Genomic DNA, 22,545 nt, shown 5'->3' with positions numbered 1-22,545 from the left:
TCACCGATCCAGTGTGCCACGGGCCGACCGTCCTGAAAAGTCGTCCGCCTGGGCCGGGACGGCCGTTTCCCCGAACTCTCAGGGCGCGACAGACGTTGTCGCAGCACCGCGGCGACCTCTCGGCTGATGCGCGGACACCAGAGGTGCCGTCACCGCGACCAGCGGCACCACAACGACGATCGCCAACGTCAACACGGGTAGTGACGTCAATGCCGCGAATGGACTTCCGAGAAGTGACGTACCGACAATGACGCCGGTGATGCAAGCAACGGTCACGCCCAGCAGGAGGCCACCCGACATCAACAAGAGGCTACTGAGCAACTCGACGCTCAGCACCTGGCGCGACGAGACGCCGAGCTTGCGAAGCCCGTCTCGAACTCCGGCTCGGGTCGTCGACCACATCAGCGTGCCGTTGACGATCGCGAGGAAACAGAACAGCCCCGCGGGCAGTATCACCACGATGACTCCGGCGAAGCTGTCAGCTGCGTAGTCCGATTCTGATGTCGACAGCCAGTCGGAGACGGTGAGCACCTGCCCATCGGGTACGGCCGAGCGAAGCGATGTCGCGAGCGTTTCTGTATCGAAATCGGGAATGGCCGATACGAATGCGTCACCTGATACGGCGTCGGGAGCGTTCTGGGCGAGCCAGTCGCGAGGCAAAAGAATCGAGGAGACCAAAGCTGGACTTCCCTCGACGATCGCGACAATCGGCAGCATGTGTGCGATGCCGTCCCCGGTGGTGAATCGCAGATCCTGCCCCACTGCGTAGCCGTCGTCGGATGCGGCCTGTGCGCTGAGTGCGACGCCGGGAATCGGCCCGTTCGCGATATCTTCCAACTGTCCGTCGACCACGTCGACCGAGCGGGCTGCCAAGAACGCGACCGGGTCGATTCCCGCAGCGTCCAGCCCGATCGCCGTGTCGCGGTCGGTGGCTGTCAACTCGGTGGACAACGACACGTCCACGAGGCCACCGGGCACGGCCGCCCAGTCGGTGTCCTGTGGTGCATTCGTGACCACGTAGTCCGCACGGACTTCGTCCCGGGTCGCCTGAGAGACCGCCGTGTTGCCGGCTCCGATAGTCACGAAAACCGACCCCGCAATACCCACGAGAAGCAGAGTCGGTACGGCCAGTACGGTCGTCGCTTCTCGTGCAGAGCGTGCCGTGCGTGTGGCCAAGTGGACAACACCGTTTCGCCCTCCCAGAACCAGATCTACAGTTCGACAGATCAGTCCGACGACAGCCGGGATCAGGATCGGAGCAACAGCGGCAATCGCGCCGCACAAAAGCATGGGAAGTATCAGCCCGAGTCCCACCGCCCCGTCTCCGGATGTGCCTGCACCGAGGGCTCCGATCAGCAGTGCCAGTGCAAGTGCGGCACTGGACAGCGCCCACCGGCGAGCGCGAATTGCATGATCGACGGTGATGGAACCTGTGGCCGCCAGCGGGGACACGGACAGGACCCGCTTGGATCCGACCCGCGCGCCGACGAGCGCGGTTGCAATCGTTGCGGCGACAGTGGGTGCCAGCGCCAACGCTCGACCGCTGACATCGAACTTTTCCGAGACGAACCCGGTGTCGATTAGGGTGCCGAGGATCATGGGCGCAACAGGAAGGGACAACGCAGCGCCAACCAATCCTGCGATGCCCGCGAGGGCCACGACCTCCCTGACGAGCAAGCGACGCAAGATCGGGGTTGTGGTGCCGAGAAGTCTGAGAATGCCGAGCTCACGCCTCCGTGCGGCGATTACATAGCCCACCGCAGTCGATACGGTGACCGCCGTAACAAGGCATGCGATCACACCCACGGTCCCCGCCACGGACATCAGATCCTCGGTGCCGGATCCGAGCGGGGTGTAGTGCTCAATCGCGGTCGTGGGTGCACCGTCTCCATCGAGGACACCCGAACCGCTGATCGTGACGTCGAATCCTTCATCTGGTGCCACTGCCGCCGTGACCAGAAGCTGAGCACACGCGCCGATCATCGCTGCGCCGACGACCATGGTGGCGAACGCGCCGAGAAATAGGCCTCGGTGATATCGAAGGTTCGCCGTGGCGAAGCTCATCATCGCGCTCACCGGATTTTCCGGCGGGTGTTCTCGTGCACAGTGTTCACTCCGCGCAAGACGCGGTCCACATTCCCGCCGGGTAGCCGTTCGACCACAACTCCGTCTGCCAGAACGATCACTTCGTCCGCCCACGCCGCCGCCCACGCGTCGTGGGTCGCCATCAATACGGTCGAACCGAACTGGGATGCGACTTGACGAAGCAGAGCCAGGACATCGTGGGCTGTGCGCACATCGAGTGCCCCGGTCGGCTCGTCTGCGAACACCACTGACGGTTGGTTCAACATGGCCCGCGCGATTGCCACGCGTTGACGTTGCCCGCCGGACAACGTGTCGATCGAATCTCGTGCCCGATCGGCGAGACCGACTCTGCCCAGTACTTCACGAACTCGATCGATTTCGGAATGTGCGCCCGCGAGCCGTGCCGGTAGAGCGACGTTCTCCGCGACATCGAGTGCTTCGAATAGGTTGTAGTCCTGAAAGACGAAGCCGCAGCGGTCGCGTCTGAGCTCGGCGAGTTGGTCGTCGTCGAGCCCGCCGAGCGGGATTCCGTCGAGAGTCACCATGCCTTCATCCGGCCGCTCCAGTCCGCTCAGGCAGTTGAGCAGAGTCGATTTACCCGAACCGGACGAACCCATGATCGCCGTCCACGACGACGGCGCGAAGCTGTGAGTGATACCGCTCAGGACCGGCACCGACTCCTTGCCGAATCGTTTCACCAATCCTTGTGAGGCTGTCATGCCTCGAGACGATCGGACTTCACGTTCGTAGCGCGTGTTGGAGGGCATGTACCGATAGAAGCCCGTCCGGCGACATGGATCAGTAGGCTGGAGGCTACTTCTGAGGTAGCGCGTGCGCCACCATCGCCGCTGTCAGGAGACCCCGCGTAAGTACGTCAGGACGGCTGTTACTCGACGGTCGGTGTCGGATCCGAGCGGCAGCTTGGCGAAAATGTTGCCGATATGTTTGCGCACCGCAGCGTTGGACACGACAAGTGTTTCGGCGATGCGCGCGTTGGTGTGCCCCTCTGCCATCAGTGACAACACCTCGAGTTCGCGCGCGGTAAGGACGGCCAGCGATCCCTGCCGCCGCGAGCTACCTACCAACGCCTGTACGACTTCCGGATCGATGACAGTTCCACCCTCCGCCACTTTCTCCAGCGCTTCGACGAACTCGCGGACGTGTCCGACGCGTTCTTTGACGAGATACCCGATGCCGCCAGGAGCCGGGTTGTCGATGAGGTCGGAAACGTACGCGACCGACGTGTATTGCGAGAGGATCAAAACGCTCAAACCCGGTTTCTTCTTCCGCAATTCGACCGCCGCAGCCAGGCCTTCGTCGGTGAACGTCGGTGGCATGCGGACATCGGTGATAACCAGGTCGGGGTCGTAGGCGGACACCGCGTCGTGCAGGGAGGCGACGCTCGACACCGATGCACACACTGTGTGGCCCGCAGATTCCACGACCGCAGCGATTCCTTCGCGAAGCAATGGAAGGTCTTCTGCAAGAACAATTTTCAGGCTGGGACGGGGCATCTCATCTCCACTGTCGTTCCTCCGCCTCGCGGACTCGACACGGAGACCGTGCCACCGAGCGCATCGACGCGGTGTGACAATCCGACGAGGCCTCGCCCGGAGTTGGGGTCGGCTCCGCCGATTCCGTTGTCGGAGATCACGAGTCGCCACGTGCCGTCGATCACCGCAGCGGTGATCGACATCGCGTCGGCCTGTGCATGCTTTATCGAATTGGTGAGTACTTCGCTGATGACGAAGTACGACACCTGCTCGATGCGAGCGGGCGGCCGGTAGTCCGAAGGGAGGTCGAGACTGACGTCGACGGGAAGCTCGCCGAGGAGATCTTCGGTGGCTGCGAGCAATCCCGACTCGGTCAAGGCCTGCGGCAGAATTCCGCGGATGGTGCGTCTGAGCTCACGCATCGACTCGTCGACCTGGCGATGAGCCGTTTCGAGCAGTTCTCGGGTTCGGTCGTCGCGGGCCGACTCCTCGGCAAGCCCAATGCTCAGACCGACGGCGACCAACCGATGCTGGACACCGTCGTGCAGCATCCCCTCGATCCGGGCTCGCTCGGTGTCGAAAGCGTCGAGAAGTCCGGTTCTCGAGGTCTGCAAACGGTCGACTTCCACCTCGAGTTCCTCTGCGGACCGCAACGGAACCGTGTGTGCCAGTTCGCTGTTGACGGTACTTATCGCTGCGCAGAGGTAGAGAATCAGTACAGCCGTCGGCAGCGCTATCACCGGCAAGGCCAATGCAGCGGGCACAGTCGTGATCTGGAGTGAGAACACACTGATCGGGTCGCTGCGGACCAGAACCGGTGCGGCAACCAGGATCGAGACGGCGATTGCTCCACCCGCCAGCACCGCGGTTGCGACAGGAGCGAGGACAGCCGCGACCACCAGCGAGTACGAAGCATGGCGTAGTAGAGCGGTGTTGCTCTGTTTCCATTCCCTGGCCTTCGCAGGTTCGATGACGGCTAGACGCGACACCTCGGCGGTCACGATCGTCCGTGCCGCCGCGTCGCGCCAGCCGGGAATCGACATCACGATCAGCAGTGGAATCGAGAAAACCAACACCGTCCCACCGACCACCACCGTCGAAAGGCAGTACAGCAGCGCACGCCACGGCCACCTCGACGTCACGAAACCGAGAGGTGGATACAGCGACGAGCTGAGCGACCCCCTCCGGTTCACATCGGCACGGTATCAGGGCAGTGGTAGTCCGTGGGATCGTGTGATGGAGTGTCGGTATGGGCCGGTAACCTGACCTGACGATGAACACATTCCTCCAAGGCCTCGCGTCCCGTAAGAACGCTGCGTCCGATGCGCTGCTGGAGGGGCTCAATCCTCAGCAGCGTGAGGCCGTTGTGCACACCGGATCGCCGCTGCTCATCGTGGCCGGAGCCGGGTCGGGCAAGACCGCGGTGCTGACCCGTCGTATCGCGTACTTGCTCGCCGAACGAGGTGTGTCGCCCGGTCAGATTCTGGCCATCACGTTCACCAACAAGGCCGCCGCGGAGATGCGCGAGCGAGTCGCCGGGCTGGTGGGACCTCGCGCGAATGCAATGTGGGTGTCGACGTTCCACTCGAGTTGTGTGCGCATCCTGCGGGCACAAGCGGCACTGCTGCCGGGTCTGAACTCGAACTTCTCGATCTACGACGCCGACGACTCACGCCGATTGCTGACGATGATCTCCAAGGATCTGCAGATCGACACCAAGAAGTTCTCGGCACGACTGTTGTCGACGGCGATCTCGAACTTGAAGAACGAGCTGATCGGCCCCGACAAGGCGGTGGAGGACGCAGACGGCGACCCTGCCGAACTGCCTCGACTCGTCGCGAAGGTCTATCGCATCTATCAGCAGCGTCTACGCGCGGCCAACGCCATGGACTTCGACGACCTCATCGGCGAGACGGTGGGAATTCTGCAGGCCTTCCCGCAGGTGGCCCAGTACTACCGCCGTAGGTTCCGGCACGTGTTGGTCGACGAGTATCAGGACACCAACCATGCTCAGTACATGCTGGTGCGAGAGCTGGTGGGCACTCCCGATGCCGACGGAGCACTCGAGGGCACCGTCGCTCCGGGGGAGCTGTGTGTGGTGGGCGACGCAGATCAGTCCATCTACGCCTTCCGTGGCGCGACCATCCGCAACATCGAGGAATTCGAGCGCGACTACCCCGACGCTCGCACCATCTTGCTCGAGCAGAACTACCGTTCGACGCAGAACATCCTCTCGGCCGCCAATGCCGTGATCTCCCGCAACATCGGTCGACGCGAGAAGAAGTTGTGGACCGACACCGGCGAGGGTGAGCTGATCGTCGGCTATGTCGCAGACAACGAGCACGACGAAGCGTCGTTCGTGGCCTCGGAGATCGACCGTCTCGTCGACGGCGGAGATGTGCGCTTCGACGAGGTGGCTGTGTTCTATCGCACCAACAATTCCTCGCGCGCGCTCGAAGAGATCTTCATCCGACTCGGTCTGCCCTACAAGGTGGTCGGCGGCGTCCGGTTCTACGAGCGCAAGGAAGTTCGCGACCTGGTGGCGTACCTGCGGGTGCTGTCCAACGAGGACGACACGGTCAGTATGCGACGCATCCTCAACACCCCGCGCCGAGGTATCGGCGATCGTGCCGAGGCGTGTGTCGCCGTCCACGCCGAGCAACGTGACATCAGCTTCTCGCGCGCCCTGCACGACGCGGCCGCGGGCAAGGTGGCGTTGCTCAACTCGCGACAGCAGAAGTTGATCGCACAGTTCATGGAATTGCTCGACGAACTGCGCGCCGTACTCACCGCGACCGACGGCGACGGAAACGACATCGCGGATATCGGCGATGTCGTCGAAGCCGTTCTCGATCGCACCGGATACCGCGCCGAGCTCGAAGCCAGCAGCGACCCACAAGACGGTGCGCGCCTCGACAACCTGAACGAACTCGTCAGCGTGGCAAGGGAATTCACGTCCGAGGCGCGGAATCAAGCTGCGGTGGCGGAAGAAGCGCTCGAGACGGGCGACGACCGAAGCGAGGACGACGGTGGCGTCGACGGGCTGGCCGAACCGGGTTCGCTCGCTGCGTTCCTCGAACGGGTCTCCCTGGTGGCCGATACCGATCAGATCCCCGACTCGGGCACCGGTGTCGTCACATTGATGACGCTGCACACTGCGAAGGGCCTGGAGTTTCCGGTCGTCTTCGTGACCGGTTGGGAGGACGGCCAGTTCCCACATATGCGGGCACTGGGTGACCCCAACGAACTGTCCGAAGAACGACGCCTGGCATACGTGGGTATCACGCGCGCACGGCAGCGGCTCTATCTCACGCGCGCGATCATGCGGTCGGCGTGGGGCCAGCCTATCGCGAACCCGGAATCGCGATTCCTGCAAGAGGTTCCGCAACACCTGATCGATTGGCGTCGTGAGGATCCCGGCACCGGAGGCGGCCGTGCGATCGGGGGTGGCAGATCCGGCAGCTACGGCTCGAACAGTTACGGCTCGGGCGGCGGTTACGGCTCGAACAGTTACGGCGGCTCTTCGTCACGCGGCCAGAGCTCGTCGCCCAGCTTCGGTGCCGCCAAGGGGCGCAATTCCAATCTTGTTCTTGCCGTGGGGGATCGAGTCAGTCACGACAAATACGGCCTGGGTACGGTGCTGGAATCGACCGGTGCCGGGGTCAAAGCGATGGTCCTGATCGACTTCGGCTCGGCCGGCCGCGTCAAGATGATGCTCATCGGCGGCGTCCCTATGACCAAGCTGTAGAAGCCCCGACAACGCGAAAGCCGGGCCCTGCGAAAGCGGGGTCCGGCTTGTTGTGCAGTAGCGGAAGTAGAACTCAGTCCATTTCGGGTCCGAGGGAGATTCCTCGGGAGGCGAGCCAGGGGAGTGGGTCGATCTTGACTTCGCCCGGGAGGTGTACCTCGAAGTGCAGGTGCGGTCCGGTGGAGAAGCCGCGGTTGCCCATACGCGCGATCTGATCGCCGGCCATGACATCCTGGCCGACGGTGACGAGCGTGCTGTCGATGTGGCCGTACACGGTGATCGTGCCGTCGGCGTGCTGCAGTCGTACCCACATGCCGAAGCCTGCGGCAGGACCGGAGTCGATGACCTTGCCGTCGGCAACTGCGTAGATCGGCGTTCCGATGGCGTTCGCAACGTCGACACCGGCGTGGAGAACGCCCCAGCGAGTGCCGAAGTTGGAGGTGTAGGTGCCCTGCGCGGGTAGGGCGAACAGGGGCCGGCGGGCTGCTGCTTCACGTGCAGCGCGCTCTTCGCTGAAGCGCTGCCCCTTGGCGAGCAAGTCGTTGAACTGGCTCAGATCGGCCGGTGCCGCGACGCTGAGGATCTGCGGTGCCTGCGAAGGCGCTGCGCTCGACGAGTCTGCGTCGAGTTCGGCGGTCTGCGGGGCGGTGGTGGCCGCGACTGCGGCGGCGGGTGCTTCACCTGCGGCGAGTGCGTACTCGGAGGTGGCGACCGTGGCGGGCGAGTCGTCGTTGATGACGGCCTGGCCTGCAGCTACAACAGCACCGGCAGCCACGGCGAGAACAGCAGCGCGGCCTTTGAGGGCGGTGGGGGGAAGCGGGATTCTGTGTGCTCCGCCGCGACGGGCCACGGGGGCGGCGTCTGCGGTGGTCGCGAGCGTCGTGACGACGGTCGGTGCTTCGTCGGGTGCGACATAGGAGGTGTCGACGAACTCGGCCTCGGCGTACTGGTACGCGGGGTAGGAGTAGGCGTCGTATGCGCCGTTGTCGTCGGCAGGCTCGTAGCTGTAGACCGTGGTCGCTTCTTCAGCCGAAGGTCGAGAGAACCGGCTGGAGGTGAAGGACGCGCGGTGTTGCTGCAAGACCTACAACCTCCGTTATCCGTGACCTGGCCGTTACTGAAATACTCGGCAGACGGTAACGAAATGATTGCGGGGCGCGCAAGTTAACAGCCCAAACTGACAGCATATGTGAGATGGCTCACAGCCTCACCAGTGTTTATGTCGTGAGGAGCCACATCCGTAATCGGACACCCGGAGCGCATGAAGCAACAGTAACGGTGTCCGCGTCGGTCGAGCCGATACCGTGATCCGAATGCCGACTCCCACCTTCGACGACTCGTCCGCCCGCGGTTCCGAGCGTGCGGAACCGCAACGAATCGAGCCGCCGGATGCGCCGGGAGCAAGGGCCGACGATCCGTCACCCACGTCGAGAGTCGTCACTGCCGTCGTATTCGCTCTGATCGCTGCAGTGTCTGCGGTGGCTGCCCCACTCATCGGCGTCGTCCGAAGCGTCGACGGTTCGCCGGTGGGTGACGGGGCTGTCGAGGCTGCGGTGCTGGCCGGCGCACTCCCGGTGTTGATTGCTGTAGGTGCCCTCGTGGGAGTGGCCGTCAAGCGCGTCGAGCTCGCCGCGGCACTTCTGGCCGGGTACGGCGCCGTGGCACTCGGAACAGCACTCCTGGACATCGCCCTGCTGTCGGATCCGATCGACTCGAATCGGCTCGAGCTCTTCCGTCCCCTGAGCGCCGCCATGCTCGACGCCACCGCCGGTGCCCAAGTTCTGCTCGTCGGTCACGCAGCGTCGGTTCTGGCGGGCGTTGCGGGATGGTCCGCGGTGCATCGCGCCGGGCTCGGTGACGGGTACGGCCACTCGGTGTATTCCGAGCATGTGGGGCGCGCGTCGGCGGGTCGGGTCGGTTCGCTGCTCGGGGCGTTGCTCGGCGCGTTCGGTGTGCTCGCGGCCGTCGCAGCGTTCTCGTCGCTGTATCGCTCGGAAGACCCGGTGGTGATCGTGAGCGCCGTCGTGGAGTCGCCGGTGTTCGTCGCGGTGGGATCCGGCGTCGTCGGCGTGGCGGCCCTCGTGGTGGTTGCGTCGGCGCTGGCCTCGCTGTCGCCGCTGGTGGCGTCGGGCGCGGCCGTCGGAGCCGGACTCGGCGTGCTGGGGTTTGCCGGCGTCGGTCTGCTCGCCGGACTGAGCACCGGCGCTCGGGTGAGTGCCGGTCTTGGGGCCTATCTGGGGACGGCGGCCGGAATTGGACTGCTGATCTGCGGCGCAGCGCTCGCACCCGTCGCCGCTGCCCGAGACCGGCGCGCGCTGCAGAGAGCGCAGGAGCGCGAGAAGGGCGCGCGAGGTGCCCGCGGCGTCGCCGGTCCGGGATCGACCAATCCAGGATCGAACAAGTGGCATGCCGCAGCAGGCGGTGCAGGCGTCCTCGCCGGCGCGCTGTTCGTCGTCGGATCGCTGCTGCCGATTCTCGAGACCGACTCGGGCATCGCCGTCCCGCAGATCCTGGCCACCCGGGTGGTGTTGGTGGCCGGCTTCGTGATGATTCTGGGTGCGGTGCCGCTGCTGTTCTCCGAATTCGCCTCTGCTGCACGCCCGTTCGTGGCCCTGTTCTGGCTCGGCGCGGTGTCGGCGGCGGCTTCGGTATTGCAATCGGTGGTGCTCGCCGAGGACGTGGACGGCGTCGGCACCGGCATCGGCGCTCTCGCGATCATCGCGGGCGTCCTCGCAGCGGCAGTCACCGGACTGCTGGCACTGTTCGCCGGATCGGCCGAACGCGACGACGTCGACACATCCGCAGACGTGAAGACGGACGGCGTCGTGCTGGGCATCGGGTTGTTCGGTGCCGTACTCCTCGCGTTCGGCCTGGCGCTGCCGCTGTACCGGGGCAGCGACGTCACCGCTGCAACCGTCACTGAATTTCCGTGGGGTTGGGATACCTGGGGGCAGATGGTGCTCGCCGTCGGCGTCGTCGTCGCAGCCCTCGTCGCCGCGCGTGCTCGGGCCGCGCGCGGCAGCGTTCTGCTCGCGGCAGCGGCGGTCGCCGGCATCGTCCATCTCGCCTCGTGGCCACTGACATCTGCGCGTGCAGCAGATCCGGTCATGGGGCCCGCCGTTCTGCCGTTGGTGGTGGGAATCGTCGTTCTCACTGTCGCGGCGGCACTTTCGGCTCGTCGCACCGATCGGTGACGCCGGTTTCACTGCGACCGCAGCGGTGAGATAGACCACATAGCATCCATGCGCCCGATGCGCCGTGGGGGCACCTGGATAAAGTCCATGCTCAGACCCGCTCACACCCCTGGAGCGGGCGTCAACGTAGACGAGACGGTGAGCTGATGGATCTCTTCGAATACCAGGCGAAGGAATTGTTCGCCAAGCATGGCGTACCCACCTCCGCCGGTCGTGTCACCGACACGGTCGCCGGAGCAACACAGATTGCCGAAGAAATCGGCAAGCCAGTAATGGTCAAGGCGCAGGTCAAGGTCGGCGGCCGCGGCAAGGCCGGCGGCGTCAAGTACTCCAAGGACGTCGCAGCAGCAACCGAGAACGCGGAAGCGATTCTCGGACTCGACATCAAGGGCCATGTCGTCAAGAAGCTTCTCGTCGCAGAAGCCTCCGACATCGCCGAGGAGTACTACATCTCCTTCCTGCTCGATCGCACCAACCGCACCTACCTCGCGATGTGTTCGGTCGAAGGTGGAGTCGAGATCGAGGTGACGGCGGAGGAGAACCCCGACGCACTCGCACGTATCCCCGTCGACGCAGTCAAGGGCGTCGACCTCGCGTTCGCTCGTGAGATCGCCGAGAAGGGCAAGCTGCCCGCCGAGGTGCTCGACGCCGCTGCGGTGACCATCCAGAAGCTGTGGGAGGTCTTCATCAACGAAGACGCTCTCCTGGTCGAGGTCAACCCGCTGGTTCGCACCCCCGACGATCAGATCCTCGCCCTCGACGGCAAGGTCACGCTCGACGCCAATGCCGACTTCCGCCAGGCCGGCCACGCCGAGTTCGAGGACAAGGACGCAGCCGATCCCCTCGAGGCCAAGGCCAAGGAGAACGACCTCAACTACGTCAAGCTCGACGGACAGGTCGGCATCATCGGAAACGGTGCCGGACTGGTCATGTCGACCCTCGACGTCGTCGCATACGCAGGCGAGGCACACGGCGGCGTCAAGCCGGCCAACTTCCTCGACATCGGCGGCGGCGCTTCGGCCGAGGTCATGGCCGCAGGCCTCGACGTCATCCTCGGTGACGAGCAGGTCAAGAGCGTGTTCGTCAACGTCTTCGGTGGCATCACCGCGTGTGACGCAGTCGCCAACGGCATCGTCGGCGCGCTGAAGAAGCTGGGCGACGACGCCAACAAGCCGCTGGTCGTCCGTCTCGACGGCAACAAGGTCGAAGAGGGCCGCAAGATTCTCGCCGACGCCGCGCACCCGCTGGTGACGCTCGCCGGAACCATGGACGAGGGCGCCGACAAGGCCGCCGAGCTGGCAGCGAAGTAGAGGAAACAATGTCAATCTTTCTGAACAAGGACAACAAGGTCATCGTCCAGGGCATCACCGGCGGCGAAGGCACCAAGCACACCGCCCTGATGCTCAAGGCCGGCACCCAGGTCGTCGGTGGCGTCAACGCACGCAAGGCCGGAACCACGGTCAAGCACGTCGACGCTCAGGGCAACGACATCGAATTGCCGGTCTTCGCTTCGGTTTCCGAGGCCATGGAGAAGACCGGAGCCGACGTGTCCATCGCGTTCGTGCCGCCGGCATTCTCCAAGGACGCCATCGTCGAGGCGATCGACGCGGAGATCCCGCTGCTCGTCGTCATCACCGAGGGCATCCCCGTGCAGGACTCCGCGTACGCGTGGGCCTACAACGTGGAGAAGGGCAAGAAGACCCGCATCATCGGCCCGAACTGCCCCGGAATCATCACTCCCGGTGAGGCATTGGTCGGCATCACGCCCGCCAACATCTCGGGAACCGGCCCCATCGGCCTGGTCTCCAAGAGCGGCACGCTGACCTACCAGATGATGTTCGAGCTCCGCGACTTCGGATTCTCGACGGCCATCGGTATCGGCGGCGACCCCGTCATCGGAACCACCCACATCGACGCCATCGAGGCGTTCGAGGCGGACCCCGAGACCAAGATCATCGTCATGATCGGTGAGATCGGCGGCGACGCCGAAGAGCGTGCAGCCGATTACATCAAGGCCAACGTGACCAAGCCGGTCGTCGGCTACGTCGCAGGCTTCACCGCTCCCGAGGGCAAGACCATGGGCCACGCCGGCGCCATCGTCTCCGGCTCGCTGGGAACGGCGCAGGCGAAGAAGGACGCACTCGAGGCCGCAGGCGTCAAGGTCGGCAAGACGCCGTCCGAGACCGCTGCCCTCGCGCGCGAAATCCTGGAATCGCTTTCTGTGAAGTAAGTTTCACATCGTAAGAAGCCCGCCACCGAATCCGGTGGCGGGCTTTTTTGTGCGCTCGCGCCGGCGTGAACAGACCACTGCATACGTCTGGGCGCGGCAATGTGACATTCACGCGGACCGGGCGGCGCTACTGGGTCTCGAACTTGTCCACTCGCCACAGAACGAACACGGTCATCGCCCCGAACAGTGCCGACATCAGGGCGTAGTAGATCGACCCGAATGTTCCGGCTGCCCACGCCATCAAGATTGCGCAGATCAGGAACAGGCCGACTTTGAAGTACTCGAATCTCTTACGTGTCATGATCTCCCTCCCCACTGGACTGACTCTATTGTGCACCGAAAGGGCTGTCCAGCAAGGTAATTCGATTCTAAAGTCGAGTCAAACGGATATCAATAGCCGAAGTAACAATAAGTTGAGACACTGGGCGCATGTCCGAGTTTCTGCGTCGCCTGCATCGGGAGGGATGGCAGGCAGACCCCGCCGTGCGACCGGTCGGCCGGTTGATGATCGCGGCCATGGTTGTCTCGTGCTTGTATGCGCTTGCATCGGTGGTGCAGGCGAAATCTCTGGCCGATTTTCAGATGCAGCGGCAGGGCATGGACGACGGCTCGCTGCCGTCGTCGGCGAAGGCCATCGTCTACGGGGCCTACTCGCTACGGGTGATCACTGTGGTGAGTCTGATCTTCGGCTACTCGTATCTCGTCCGACGGCTGTCCGAGCGCACCCCGTCTCAGTATCGAGTCCTGCTGAGCTGGAGCATCTTCGGGGTGGCCGCCTACTCGTATCTGATTTTCACCCCGAATTTGCCCTGGACCCACGTGGTGCAGGCGATTCAAGTGGTGATCCTGCTGGCGGTGGCACTGCTGCTGTTCACTCCGCGCGTGCGGGCCTATTTCGCGGGCACACCAGTGGACTAGATTGACCCCCGTGCACAACATCTTCACCACCGCCTTTGTGACGGTCCATCGGCTCTACATCAAGAAGGTCGAACGAAAGGGCCGCACTGCAGCGGAGGTCGACGAGATCATCCGGTGGTTCACCGGATTCGACCAAGCCACCCTCGATCGACATCTCGAGGCCGAGACGACGTTCGAGGATTTCTTCGCGGCGGCGAACCTGAACCCGAACGCGACACTGATCACCGGAGTCGTCTGCGGCATTCGCGTCGAGAATGTCGAGGACCCGCTCATGAAGAAGATCCGGCTGTTGGACAAACTGATCGACGAACTCGCCAAGGGCAAGGCAATGACGAAGATTCTGCGTAGCTGACGATCGGGTTGGAATCACGATGAACCGAACTGTGGTCATTGCTTCGGCGCAGGACTTCACTGTGCGTCATGACAACCACAGAAAATCGTGCTCTCACCAAGAACTGGCCCGACGCTCCCACGACCGCTGCTGGGTGGATCTCTCGCGCCGGTGAGGTGGCTCAGCTCCTCGCCGTCGATGCCGTCGCCCGTGACAAGGGACGTGAGGCCCCCTCCGCGGAAGTTCAGCTTCTCAAGGACGCCGGTCTCGTCACCTTGCTCGGCCCTGTCGAACACGGTGGCGCAGGACAGGATTGGCCGACGGCGTACCAGGTGATCAGAACGGTCGCCGCAGCCGACGGTTCCATCGGCCAGCTGCTGGGCTACCACCTGTTGTGGTTCTGGGCTGCGCGTCTGGTCGGTACCCCCGAGCAGATCGAGGCCGTCGAGGCCGATGCCACGAAGAACAAGTGGTTCTTCGGCGGTGCAGTCAATCCCCGCGACAACGACGTTGCCGTCACCGACGAGGGCGACACCATCGTGTTCGACGGTTCCAAGACCTTCTCCACCGGCAGTCGCGTCTCGGACGTGACCGTGCTCGAAGGTGCTCTCGAGGGCAGTACCGATCACGTGTTCGCGATTGTGCCGTCCAACATCGAGGGCTTGTCCTTCCACGATGACTGGGACAACATCGGCCAGCGCCAGACCGAGAGCGGCAGCGTCACCATCGACAAGGTTCGCGTCGACTGGGCAAGTGCAGCAGGCTTCGTGGACAAAGCCTTTCAGCCTCGCGTCTACAACACGCTCAACGTACCGACGATCCAACTGGTGTTCGTCAACTTCTACCTCGGGATCGCGAGGGGTGCTCTCGAGGAGGCGGCGTCGTACACCAAGGACAAGACCCGTGCGTGGCTGCACAGTACCGTCGACAAGGCAGTCGACGAGCCGTACATCATCGACATCTACGGTGACCTGACGTCCAAGCTGTGGGCCGTCGAAGCCCTCGCCGATGCAGTTGCATTGGAAGGGCAGAAGATTCACGACAACGCCTGGAACGTCACCGCCGAGGAGCGCGGTGATCACGAGGTGCGAGTGGCCGCAGTCAAGGCTCGCGCTACCGAGGTGTCACTCGAGATCACCTCGACGGTGTTCGAGGCGCTCGGTGCGCGTGCGACGGCCAGCAAGTACGGATTCGACCGCTTCTGGCGCAACGTGCGAACCCACACCCTGCACGATCCGGTTGCCTACAAGCGTCGTGAGGTGGGCCGCTGGGTTCTCACCGGCGAGCTGCCCGAGCCCACCTGGTACTCGTAGAACACGTTCGGAGGAGGAGCACTGTGAGCACCGAAAAGATCGCCGACGCAATCAAGTTCGCGTACTGGGTACCCAACGTCTCGGGTGGTCTGGTCACCAGCACCATCGAGCAACGCACCAGCTGGGATTACGAGTACAACAAGAAGTTGGCGCAGACGGCAGAGAACAACGGCTTCGAATACGCTTTGAGTCAGGTGCGGTACGAAGCGAGTTACGGCGCGGAGTTCCAGCACGAATCGACCAGCTTCTCGCTTGCGCTCCTGCTGGCCACCGAAAGGCTCAAAGTCATCGCGGCAGTGCATCCGGGGCTGTGGCAACCGGCGGTACTGGCCAAGCTCGGCGCGACCGCGGATCACCTGTCCAACGGCCGCTTCGCAGTGAACGTCGTCAGTGGTTGGTTCAAAGACGAGTTCACCCACCTGGGTGAACCGTGGCTCGAGCACGACGAAAGATACCGTCGCAGCGCCGAATTCCTGCAGGTACTACGCAAGATATGGACCGAGGACGACGTCGACTTCCGGGGCGACTTCTATCGGATCCATGACTTCACCCTCAAGCCGAAGCCGCTCAACACGCCGGAACGGCCCAATCCCGAACTGTTTCAGGGCGGTAACTCCTCCGCTGCGCAGGAGAATGCCGGTCGGTACTCGGACTGGTACTTCAGCAACGGCAAGGATTTCGACGGCGTCACCGAGCAACTCGACAATCTTCGACGTATCGCTCGTGATCACCAGCGCGAGGTCAAGTTCGGTCTCAACGGCTTCATCATCGCCCGCGACACCGAGAGGGAAGCGCGAGACACGCTGCGCGAAATCATCGAGAAGGCGAACAAGCCCGCCGTCGAAGGCTTCAAGGGAGCGGTGCAGCAGGCCGGGAATTCGACGGGCGACAAGAAGGGTATGTGGGCCGACTCGTCGTTCGAGGACCTCGTGCAGTACAACGACGGCTTCAAGACCCAATTGATCGGAACGCCGGAGCAAGTGGCGGAGCGGATCGTTGCCTACCGTCGCCGTGGTGTCGACCTGATTCTCGGTGGCTTCCTGCATTTCCAGGAGGAGATCGAGTACTTCGGTGCCAGGGTGCTGCCGCTGGTTCGGGAACTCGAGGCTGCCGAGGCCGACGACCAGGAGCTCGTCGCGGCCCGTTGACCTGGAGTACCTGGATCGGTCGGGTCCGTGCAGTAGCGTGAGTCGAAAGGACCCGACCGACCCTGGGTACGTAATTATCAGGATGAGGAGACGTGATGACCTACTCGCCCGGCGGCCCTGAATCAGGGGGCAGCTCCAACTCTGGTGGCTACGGCGGAAGCGGACCGTCCTACGGTCCGTCATCGTCGCCGAATCAGCCTCCGTCACCTGCGCAGGGTCACGGTCAGGGCCAACCGTTCCATCAGCCGTCGGTGTCAAATCCTTTCGGACCTCCGGTGCCGGGCACCTCGGCACCCGGCGCGCCCGGCACGTCAGCGCCCGGATCTGCTGCACCCGAACGTAAGTCGCCCGGAGCGGGCCTGACGAACCTGCCGAGGATTCTCACTTTCGTGGTGCTCGGCCTCGGCATCGTGAACTTCCTGCTCGGTTTGCTCGATCTCGTCACTGCCGAAGTCAGCTCGGCCCAGGAACTGCCGAGCAGCATCCAGACGTCGTTCAGCACCACGTTCTTCGCTTCCGGTGGCAGCGCGGTGTCGGTGGCGCTGCTCCTCGCAGCTGGCTTGATCGCCGGCGCGTCGCTGCTGCAGAAGGATGCCAAGAACCAGGCCGTGGTGGCCGCCCTGGCGATCACCGGCTTCCTGGTGCTGGTCTTCCAGTCGTTCAGTCTGCCGAGCGCCGAGGGCAACGAGTTCGCCAGCACCACCAGCTCGCTCGGTATCGGCGCAATCCTGGTGCTGGTCCTCGGCTTCGTTCAGGCCGCGGCCGCTGTGGTGGCATTGCTGTTCGACGCGGGCATCGTCAAGGCACCTGCACCCAAGCCTGCACGCTTCGACAGTCAGAACCAGCAGGCCGGATACGGACAGCAGAACCCGTACAACGCTCCCACGACATCGTTCGGCGGGCCGTCACAGCCCCAGAACTACAGCAATCCGCCCTCGTACGGGCAGGCTCCGGGAGCTCCCTCGAACTACGGTCAGGCTCCGAGCGGACAGGCGTCGGGTCAGCATTCGTACAACCCGGGTGGACAGCCGGCGTACGGCGGTCCATCTGCGCCCAACACGTCGCCGCAGGGCGGCTACTCACCCCCGCCCTACACCGGTCCGAGCACTCCCGCCGCGGGGCAGGCGTACCCACCGAATCAGTACCAGTACGGTCAGCCGTCGGGCTATGGCCAGCCCCCGGTGAAGCCTGAGGAGCCCGCAACGGGCGATCAGTCGACGCCGTACGGCGCGCCCACACAATCGTTCGGTGCCACTCCCGCCGTGGAAGACGACAAGAAGCGCGACTGATTCAGGCATCACAATCGACTTCGCGGCGCGCCTGACCGGCGTGCCGCGAAGTTGATGCGACTCTCGTTGCGATGAGCGATCTATTGAACCGAGACACTCGACGCGCGGCTGCGAGGACTGCCCGGGTCGGCACCGGGCCCACCCCGGACCAGTCGCGCATGCTCGCCGCCGTGGCGTTCAAGACCTCCGGGCTGGTGGTGCTGATCGCCACCACCCTCGTTCTGCTCACTCTCGTCTCGGTGAACAGTGATCTCACCGGAACTCTCGGAGCGATCGCGGGCACGTGGTTCGCCGTGCATCTTGTTCCCCTGACCATCGGCGGGACTTCCCTGGGCGTCGCACCACTGCTGCCGACCCTGATCATCGGCTGGTCCGTCGCTCGTACCGTCCACCGCGCGGTGGATCCGGACACCGAAGGCCGCATGGTTCGGTGGGTGTTCGCCGCCTCGATGGCCGGTCCGCTGGCCGTCACCGCTATCGCCTTGGCCGTTGCTGGAGACGCGTCCACCGTCATCGGCCTGTCGAGCCCCAATGCACTGGCGGCCTTCTCCTGGGTAGCCGGCGTTCACGCGGCTGCGTCCGGAACCGGGTTGATCCTTGCGCGCTGGGATTCCCTGGTACTCCGCCGCGGTGTCCCGGAATGGGTTCGTGCCCTCGTCGCACCGTTCGTGCGCGCATTGTCGATCCTCGTCGCCGGCGGTGGGGCCGTGGTTCTGCTCGCGCTGCTCGCCTCCTGGGAGACCGCAGGCGCGCTGGTCGAAGGTGGCCGTGATGTCGTCGGGATGCTCGGCCTGACCGTCCTGTCGGTGCTGTACCTCCCCAATGTCCTGATCGGTGCCCTCGCCGTGGCGACAGGATCCACGGCTGGTCTCGGCGACGCGTCGGTGAGCCTGTTCGCGACGACAGGCGGCCCGCTTCCGCCGTTGCCGATCCTGGCCGTCCTTCCAGAAGGTCCTGCGCAGACGATCTGGATCGTCATGCTCGCGATACCGATCGGTGCGGGTCTGTTGCTCGGCCGTGATTGTGCCATCCGCAGTGCCGACATCCAGGTCGCTGTGTCCTCGGTGTGGGCGGTGGCAGCTGCAGCCGGAGTACTTGCAGCCCTGTTCGGATACGCGGCTGGCGGCAACCTCGGCACCTTCGGAACCGTCGAGGTGACCGTCTGGAGCTTCGGCCTGTTGACATTTGCATGGCTGGCCGTCGCCGGCACGATATCCGCGGCCATCGTCGTGTGGCGTCGAGCAGACCCCGAATTGGAACACGACGAACCTGCTTCGGCAGTGGTCCCCGCCGCCGAGGTAGCGATCGAAGCCGCTCCCGCCGAGCGGAAGGCAGACGATCACGTCGAGGAAGTCGTCGAGGCGGAAGTCGTGGACGAACCTACGGTCGAGCCGGTGGAGAAGCCGGCCGACGAGACGGCGGTGGACGCCGATAACGACGAACCCCTGGATGCCGAAATCGTCGCCCCGCCCGGCGACACGGACGGACCTGCCCGGTAGTCGGGGTGTGGGGCGCAGCGACTAGGCTTTCTGCTGGCTCGAACGTTCCCCCTCGACACACCAGGAGAAGTGCGCTGACTGCCTTGCGTGAGACACCCGCGCGGGTCGTCGTCCTCGCGTCGGGGACCGGCTCGCTCCTGCAGTCGCTCATCGACGCGACAGCGTCCGAGAATTATCCCGCGCGCATCGTCTCCGTCGGAGTCGATCGGGACTGCGATGCAGCCCGGCGTGCAGACGAGGCCGGGATACCGCACTTTCGGATCGGGCTGCGTGACTATGCCGATCGTGCCGAGTGGGATGTTGCGCTCACCGATGCTGCATCGAGCTTCGAGCCGGATCTGATCGTCACCGCCGGTTTCATGAAAATACTCGGTGGACGATTTCTCGATGCTTTTGCCGGACGCATCGTCAACACTCATCCCGCGCTCCTGCCGTCGTTCCCGGGTGCGCACGCCGTTCGGGATGCTCTCGATCACGGCGTCAAACTGACCGGGTCGACGGTTCATCTGGTCGATTCCGGCGTCGATACCGGACCGATCCTGGCGCAGGAAGCCGTTCCGGTTCTCGACGACGACGACGAAGCCGCGTTGCACGAACGCATCAAGACTGTCGAGCGACGGTTGCTGGTCGACGTGATCGCAGCCGTGGCCACCACAGGTGTCACCTCCGATGGACGAAAGGCTCAGATAATCCGATGAGTGAACGTAAAGCAGTGCGCCGCGCACTGGTCAGCGTCTACGACAAGACCGGACTGATCGAACTGGCGACCGGCTTGCACGGCGCGGGCGTCGCTCTGGTGTCCACCGGATCGACGGCGAGCAAGATCGCCGACGCCGGAATCCCGGTGACCAAGGTCGAGGACCTGACCGGATTTCCCGAGACCCTCGAGGGACGCGTCAAGACGCTGCATCCTCGGGTACATGCCGGAGTGCTGGCCGATACCCGTAAGCCCGAGCATCTTTCGCAGCTCGAGGAGCTGGGCATCGAGGCATTCGAGCTCGTCGTGGTGAACCTGTATCCGTTCACCGAGACCGTCGCCAGTGGTGCTACGCCCGACGAATGCGTCGAGCAGATCGATATCGGCGGACCCTCGATGGTGCGTGCCGCGGCCAAGAACCACCCGTCGGTTGCCGTGGTTGTCGACCCCAACCGTTACGAGGACGTCCTGACTGCCGTCGCAGGTGGCGGATTCACCCTCGCCGAGCGGACTTCGCTTGCAGCGCAGGCATTTCAGCACACCGCCGCGTACGACGTCGCGGTGGCGTCGTGGATGAGCAGTGTGCTGGTCGAGTCCGAGTCCTCGTTCCCCGAGTGGATCGGCGGAACCTGGGACCGCGCGGCCGTGCTTCGTTACGGCGAGAATCCGCACCAGGCTGCGGCGCTGTATGTCGATCCTGCGGGTACGGGCATCGCGCAGGCGGAGCAGCTGCACGGTAAAGAGATGTCGTACAACAACTTCACCGACTCCGACGCTGCGTGGCGGGCGGCCTTCGATCATGCCGAGCCCACCGTCGCGATCATCAAGCACGCCAACCCGTGTGGCATCGCTGTCGGCAAGGGCATCGCCGAGGCGCATCGGAAGGCGCACGCCTGCGACCCGGTGAGTGCCTACGGCGGCGTCATCGCAGCCAACCGTGAGATCACCGTCGAGATGGCCGAGCAGGTGGCCGAGATCTTCACCGAGGTCATCATCGCTCCGGCTTACGCCGACGGTGCCCTCGGGGTATTGCAGCGCAAGAAGAACATTCGCGTCCTGTTGGCCGAGGCGCCGCCCACGTCCGGCGTCGAGCTCAAGCCGATTTCCGGCGGTACCTTGCTGCAGCAGCGCGACGTTCTCGATGCAGACGGCGACAATCCGGCCAACTGGACTCTCGCAGCCGGCGAACCTGCCGACGAGCAGACGTTGAAGGATCTCGAATTTGCTTGGCGCGCAGGAAGAGCCGTCAAGTCCAACGGGATTCTGCTCGCCCACGACGGTGCGTCTGTGGGCGTCGGAATGGGCCAGGTCAACCGCGTCGACGCCGCCCATCTCGCCGTGCAGCGGGCCGGGGATCGCGCCGCCGGTTCGGTGGCATCCTCCGATGCCTTCTTCCCGTTCCCCGACGGCCTGCAGGTTCTGATGAGCGCAGGCGTCAAAGCCGTTGTGCAGCCTGGTGGTTCGGTTCGCGACAACGAAGTGATCGCTGCCGCACAGGACGCAGGCGTAACGCTGTACCTGACGGGTTCGCGGCACTTCGCTCACTAGGACGTAACGCCGAACTCGCAGTTATGCAGGCCCATACCTCATTTTCGGCCGCATAACTGCGAACTCGGCGATCTGTGGATGGACAGAAAGTTATCCACATATTGCATCGTGGGCCGTTTCCGGAGTGTCGGGCGTGCCAGTGTCGACCCATGGGGATTCAGGTCGGGCCGTTTCGGGGGTCGGAGGCGCTAAATTCCGGTTCGGTGAGCCGTCACCAACTGGGCCGCGACTACGTTCGCGTGTTCCGTGACACCTATGTGCGCACTGGTACCACGCTGGATGCACAAGCGTTGGCCCACGCTGCGTCGGTCTGCGTCGGAGATGGTGCCGTGATTGCAGGGGTCTCCGCGGCGGCAGTCCACGGCGCGAAGTGGATCGATCCGAGCACCCCTCCGAGTGTGCTGGCGAACGGTAGATCACACCAGTTGCCCGGGCTGCGTATCCACCACGACGCGTTCGACACCGACGACGTCATGATCGCTCAGGGATTCGCGGTGTCGACACCCGTGCGCACCGGATTCGATATCGGGCGCTGGGTGCCGTCTCCACTATCTGTGGTCTTTCTCGACTCACTACTTGCCGCAACCTGCGTCGATAGGGAAGCCATACGTGCGTATGCGCTGCAGCGACCGGGCACCCGAGGCTTCCGGCGCCTGTTCAGCGCGCTCGACGTCGTCGATCGCGGTGCCGAATCGCCACAAGAGACGCGCACACGGCTCCTGCTGATCGAGGCGGGGTTGCCGAAACCCGAGACACAGATCGAAATTCGTGACCGTTCGGGCAGGTTCGTGGCACGCATCGATCTGGGGTGGCGTCGTTGGCGGGTAGGGGTGGAGTACGAAGGAGTTCACCACTGGCTCGATGAGCGTCAGCGGACCCGTGACATCGAGCGGTTCGAGGACCTCGATCGAGCCGAATGGCAGATCGTGCGCGTCAACTCCGAGCAGATGCGGCTGCGACCGCACGATGTTGTGGCACGTGTGAGGGCAAAGCTCCGTGCGGCGGGTGCCCCGGTGTAGCGAACTCGCACTTATGCGGGCGAATTGTCCAGT

Annotated in this window: 19 protein-coding genes; 13 read left to right on the top strand and 6 right to left on the bottom strand. The window is 64.2% G+C overall.

Translation table 11 applies throughout. The features are described 5' to 3' along the window. Window positions 1-78: 78 nt before the first annotated feature. The 4 genes from O4220_RS14035 to O4220_RS14020 all read right to left on the bottom strand — a co-directional run bounded on the left by O4220_RS14035 (window position 79) and on the right by O4220_RS14020 (window position 4,771). The gene (locus tag O4220_RS14035; protein WP_332112824.1) at window positions 79-2,067 is read right to left on the bottom strand and encodes an ABC transporter permease; all 1,989 of its coding nucleotides are present in this window, start codon (window positions 2,065-2,067) and stop codon (window positions 79-81) included. A gap of 5 nt (window positions 2,068-2,072) precedes the next feature. Then, a complete protein-coding gene (locus tag O4220_RS14030; protein ID WP_269605136.1) occupies window positions 2,073-2,804 on the bottom strand; it encodes an ABC transporter ATP-binding protein in 732 nt (243 codons plus the stop codon). A gap of 132 nt (window positions 2,805-2,936) precedes the next feature. Further along, the gene (locus tag O4220_RS14025; RefSeq protein ID WP_269605134.1) at window positions 2,937-3,599 is read right to left on the bottom strand and encodes a response regulator transcription factor; all 663 of its coding nucleotides are present in this window, start codon (window positions 3,597-3,599) and stop codon (window positions 2,937-2,939) included. Continuing rightward, a complete protein-coding gene (locus O4220_RS14020) occupies window positions 3,581-4,771 on the bottom strand; it encodes a sensor histidine kinase (protein WP_269605132.1) in 1,191 nt (396 codons plus the stop codon). The genes O4220_RS14025 and O4220_RS14020 overlap by 19 nt, the downstream gene beginning before the upstream one ends. Window positions 4,772-4,851: 80 nt before the next feature. On the opposite strand from O4220_RS14020, the gene pcrA reads away from it, so the two are divergent. Further along, on the top strand, window positions 4,852-7,326 hold the full coding sequence (gene pcrA, locus O4220_RS14015) for a DNA helicase PcrA (RefSeq protein ID WP_269605130.1): 2,475 nt from the start codon (window positions 4,852-4,854) through the stop codon (window positions 7,324-7,326). Between the two features lie 73 nt (window positions 7,327-7,399). Here the strand turns inward: pcrA and O4220_RS14010 are convergent, their stop codons facing one another. Next, window positions 7,400-8,407, bottom strand: coding sequence for a M23 family metallopeptidase (locus O4220_RS14010; RefSeq protein ID WP_269605128.1), 1,008 nt, complete (start codon window positions 8,405-8,407; stop codon window positions 7,400-7,402). Between the two features lie 232 nt (window positions 8,408-8,639). Here O4220_RS14010 and O4220_RS14005 point away from each other — a divergent pair, with 232 nt between their 5' ends. The 3 genes from O4220_RS14005 to sucD all read left to right on the top strand — a co-directional run bounded on the left by O4220_RS14005 (window position 8,640) and on the right by sucD (window position 12,750). Next, window positions 8,640-10,520: a hypothetical protein gene (locus O4220_RS14005; RefSeq protein WP_269605125.1), complete on the top strand. Its 1,881-nt coding sequence runs from the start codon at window positions 8,640-8,642 to the stop codon at window positions 10,518-10,520. A gap of 146 nt (window positions 10,521-10,666) precedes the next feature. After that, window positions 10,667-11,830, top strand: coding sequence for an ADP-forming succinate--CoA ligase subunit beta (gene sucC / locus O4220_RS14000; RefSeq protein WP_032377331.1), 1,164 nt, complete (start codon window positions 10,667-10,669; stop codon window positions 11,828-11,830). An 8-nt stretch (window positions 11,831-11,838) separates the two neighbouring features. Then, window positions 11,839-12,750: a succinate--CoA ligase subunit alpha gene (gene sucD / locus O4220_RS13995; protein ID WP_032371251.1), complete on the top strand. Its 912-nt coding sequence runs from the start codon at window positions 11,839-11,841 to the stop codon at window positions 12,748-12,750. Window positions 12,751-12,877: 127 nt separating this feature from the next. Here the strand turns inward: sucD and O4220_RS13990 are convergent, their stop codons facing one another. Next, complete coding sequence (locus O4220_RS13990; RefSeq protein WP_155292698.1) at window positions 12,878-13,051, bottom strand: hypothetical protein; 174 nt, start codon at window positions 13,049-13,051, stop codon at window positions 12,878-12,880. A gap of 128 nt (window positions 13,052-13,179) precedes the next feature. Between O4220_RS13990 and O4220_RS13985 the strand changes: the two genes are divergently transcribed. The 9 genes from O4220_RS13985 (at window position 13,180) to O4220_RS13945 (ending at window position 22,512) form a co-directional block, all read left to right on the top strand. Next, on the top strand, window positions 13,180-13,668 hold the full coding sequence (locus tag O4220_RS13985) for a hypothetical protein (RefSeq protein ID WP_269605121.1): 489 nt from the start codon (window positions 13,180-13,182) through the stop codon (window positions 13,666-13,668). A gap of 10 nt (window positions 13,669-13,678) precedes the next feature. After that, entirely contained in the window at window positions 13,679-14,020 is a 342-nt protein-coding gene (locus O4220_RS13980) for a DUF2200 domain-containing protein (protein ID WP_269605119.1), read from the top strand. A 68-nt stretch (window positions 14,021-14,088) separates the two neighbouring features. Further along, the gene (locus O4220_RS13975) at window positions 14,089-15,312 is read left to right on the top strand and encodes an acyl-CoA dehydrogenase family protein (RefSeq protein ID WP_269605117.1); all 1,224 of its coding nucleotides are present in this window, start codon (window positions 14,089-14,091) and stop codon (window positions 15,310-15,312) included. Window positions 15,313-15,335: 23 nt separating this feature from the next. Then, window positions 15,336-16,460 carry a dimethylsulfone monooxygenase SfnG gene (gene sfnG, locus O4220_RS13970; RefSeq protein ID WP_269605115.1) on the top strand — a complete coding sequence of 375 codons (1,125 nt, stop codon included), beginning with the start codon at window positions 15,336-15,338 and terminating at the stop codon, window positions 16,458-16,460. Window positions 16,461-16,555: 95 nt separating this feature from the next. Continuing rightward, window positions 16,556-17,749 carry a DUF5336 domain-containing protein gene (locus O4220_RS13965; RefSeq protein WP_269605113.1) on the top strand — a complete coding sequence of 398 codons (1,194 nt, stop codon included), beginning with the start codon at window positions 16,556-16,558 and terminating at the stop codon, window positions 17,747-17,749. A gap of 71 nt (window positions 17,750-17,820) precedes the next feature. Beyond that, window positions 17,821-19,248, top strand: a complete 1,428-nt coding sequence (locus tag O4220_RS13960; protein ID WP_269605111.1) for a DUF6350 family protein — start codon at window positions 17,821-17,823, stop codon at window positions 19,246-19,248. A 74-nt stretch (window positions 19,249-19,322) separates the two neighbouring features. Then, the gene (gene purN / locus O4220_RS13955) at window positions 19,323-19,946 is read left to right on the top strand and encodes a phosphoribosylglycinamide formyltransferase (RefSeq protein WP_332112823.1); all 624 of its coding nucleotides are present in this window, start codon (window positions 19,323-19,325) and stop codon (window positions 19,944-19,946) included. Beyond that, a complete protein-coding gene (gene purH / locus O4220_RS13950; protein ID WP_269605107.1) occupies window positions 19,943-21,493 on the top strand; it encodes a bifunctional phosphoribosylaminoimidazolecarboxamide formyltransferase/IMP cyclohydrolase in 1,551 nt (516 codons plus the stop codon). The genes purN and purH overlap by 4 nt, the downstream gene beginning before the upstream one ends. 203 nt (window positions 21,494-21,696) lie before the next feature. Then, window positions 21,697-22,512, top strand: a complete 816-nt coding sequence (locus O4220_RS13945) for an endonuclease domain-containing protein (protein WP_269605104.1) — start codon at window positions 21,697-21,699, stop codon at window positions 22,510-22,512. The last annotated feature ends 33 nt before the right edge of the window (window positions 22,513-22,545 follow it).

Origin of the sequence: Rhodococcus ruber (assembly GCF_027270735.1) — a bacterium.
Classification (GTDB): domain Bacteria; phylum Actinomycetota; class Actinomycetes; order Mycobacteriales; family Mycobacteriaceae; genus Rhodococcoides; species Rhodococcoides rubrum_A.
Note: the sequence above shows the minus strand (reverse complement) of the source record. Positions and strands in the feature narration are given on the sequence as shown.

What these genes read in the sequence shown, in the direction of transcription:
- O4220_RS14035 (WP_332112824.1), bottom strand. Translation starts at nt 2,067, where the DNA reads ATGATGAGCTTCGCCACGGCGAACCTTCGATATCACCGAGGCCTATTT.
- O4220_RS14030 (WP_269605136.1), bottom strand. Translation starts at nt 2,804, where the DNA reads ATGACAGCCTCACAAGGATTGGTGAAACGATTCGGCAAGGAGTCGGTG.
- O4220_RS14025 (WP_269605134.1), bottom strand. Translation starts at nt 3,599, where the DNA reads ATGCCCCGTCCCAGCCTGAAAATTGTTCTTGCAGAAGACCTTCCATTG.
- pcrA (WP_269605130.1), top strand. Translation starts at nt 4,852, where the DNA reads ATGAACACATTCCTCCAAGGCCTCGCGTCCCGTAAGAACGCTGCGTCC.
- O4220_RS14005 (WP_269605125.1), top strand. Translation starts at nt 8,640, where the DNA reads ATGCCGACTCCCACCTTCGACGACTCGTCCGCCCGCGGTTCCGAGCGT.
- sucC (WP_032377331.1), top strand. Translation starts at nt 10,667, where the DNA reads ATGGATCTCTTCGAATACCAGGCGAAGGAATTGTTCGCCAAGCATGGC.
- sucD (WP_032371251.1), top strand. Translation starts at nt 11,839, where the DNA reads ATGTCAATCTTTCTGAACAAGGACAACAAGGTCATCGTCCAGGGCATC.
- O4220_RS13990 (WP_155292698.1), bottom strand. Translation starts at nt 13,051, where the DNA reads ATGACACGTAAGAGATTCGAGTACTTCAAAGTCGGCCTGTTCCTGATC.
- O4220_RS13985 (WP_269605121.1), top strand. Translation starts at nt 13,180, where the DNA reads ATGTCCGAGTTTCTGCGTCGCCTGCATCGGGAGGGATGGCAGGCAGAC.
- O4220_RS13975 (WP_269605117.1), top strand. Translation starts at nt 14,089, where the DNA reads ATGACAACCACAGAAAATCGTGCTCTCACCAAGAACTGGCCCGACGCT.
- O4220_RS13965 (WP_269605113.1), top strand. Translation starts at nt 16,556, where the DNA reads ATGACCTACTCGCCCGGCGGCCCTGAATCAGGGGGCAGCTCCAACTCT.
- O4220_RS13960 (WP_269605111.1), top strand. Translation starts at nt 17,821, where the DNA reads ATGAGCGATCTATTGAACCGAGACACTCGACGCGCGGCTGCGAGGACT.
- purH (WP_269605107.1), top strand. Translation starts at nt 19,943, where the DNA reads ATGAGTGAACGTAAAGCAGTGCGCCGCGCACTGGTCAGCGTCTACGAC.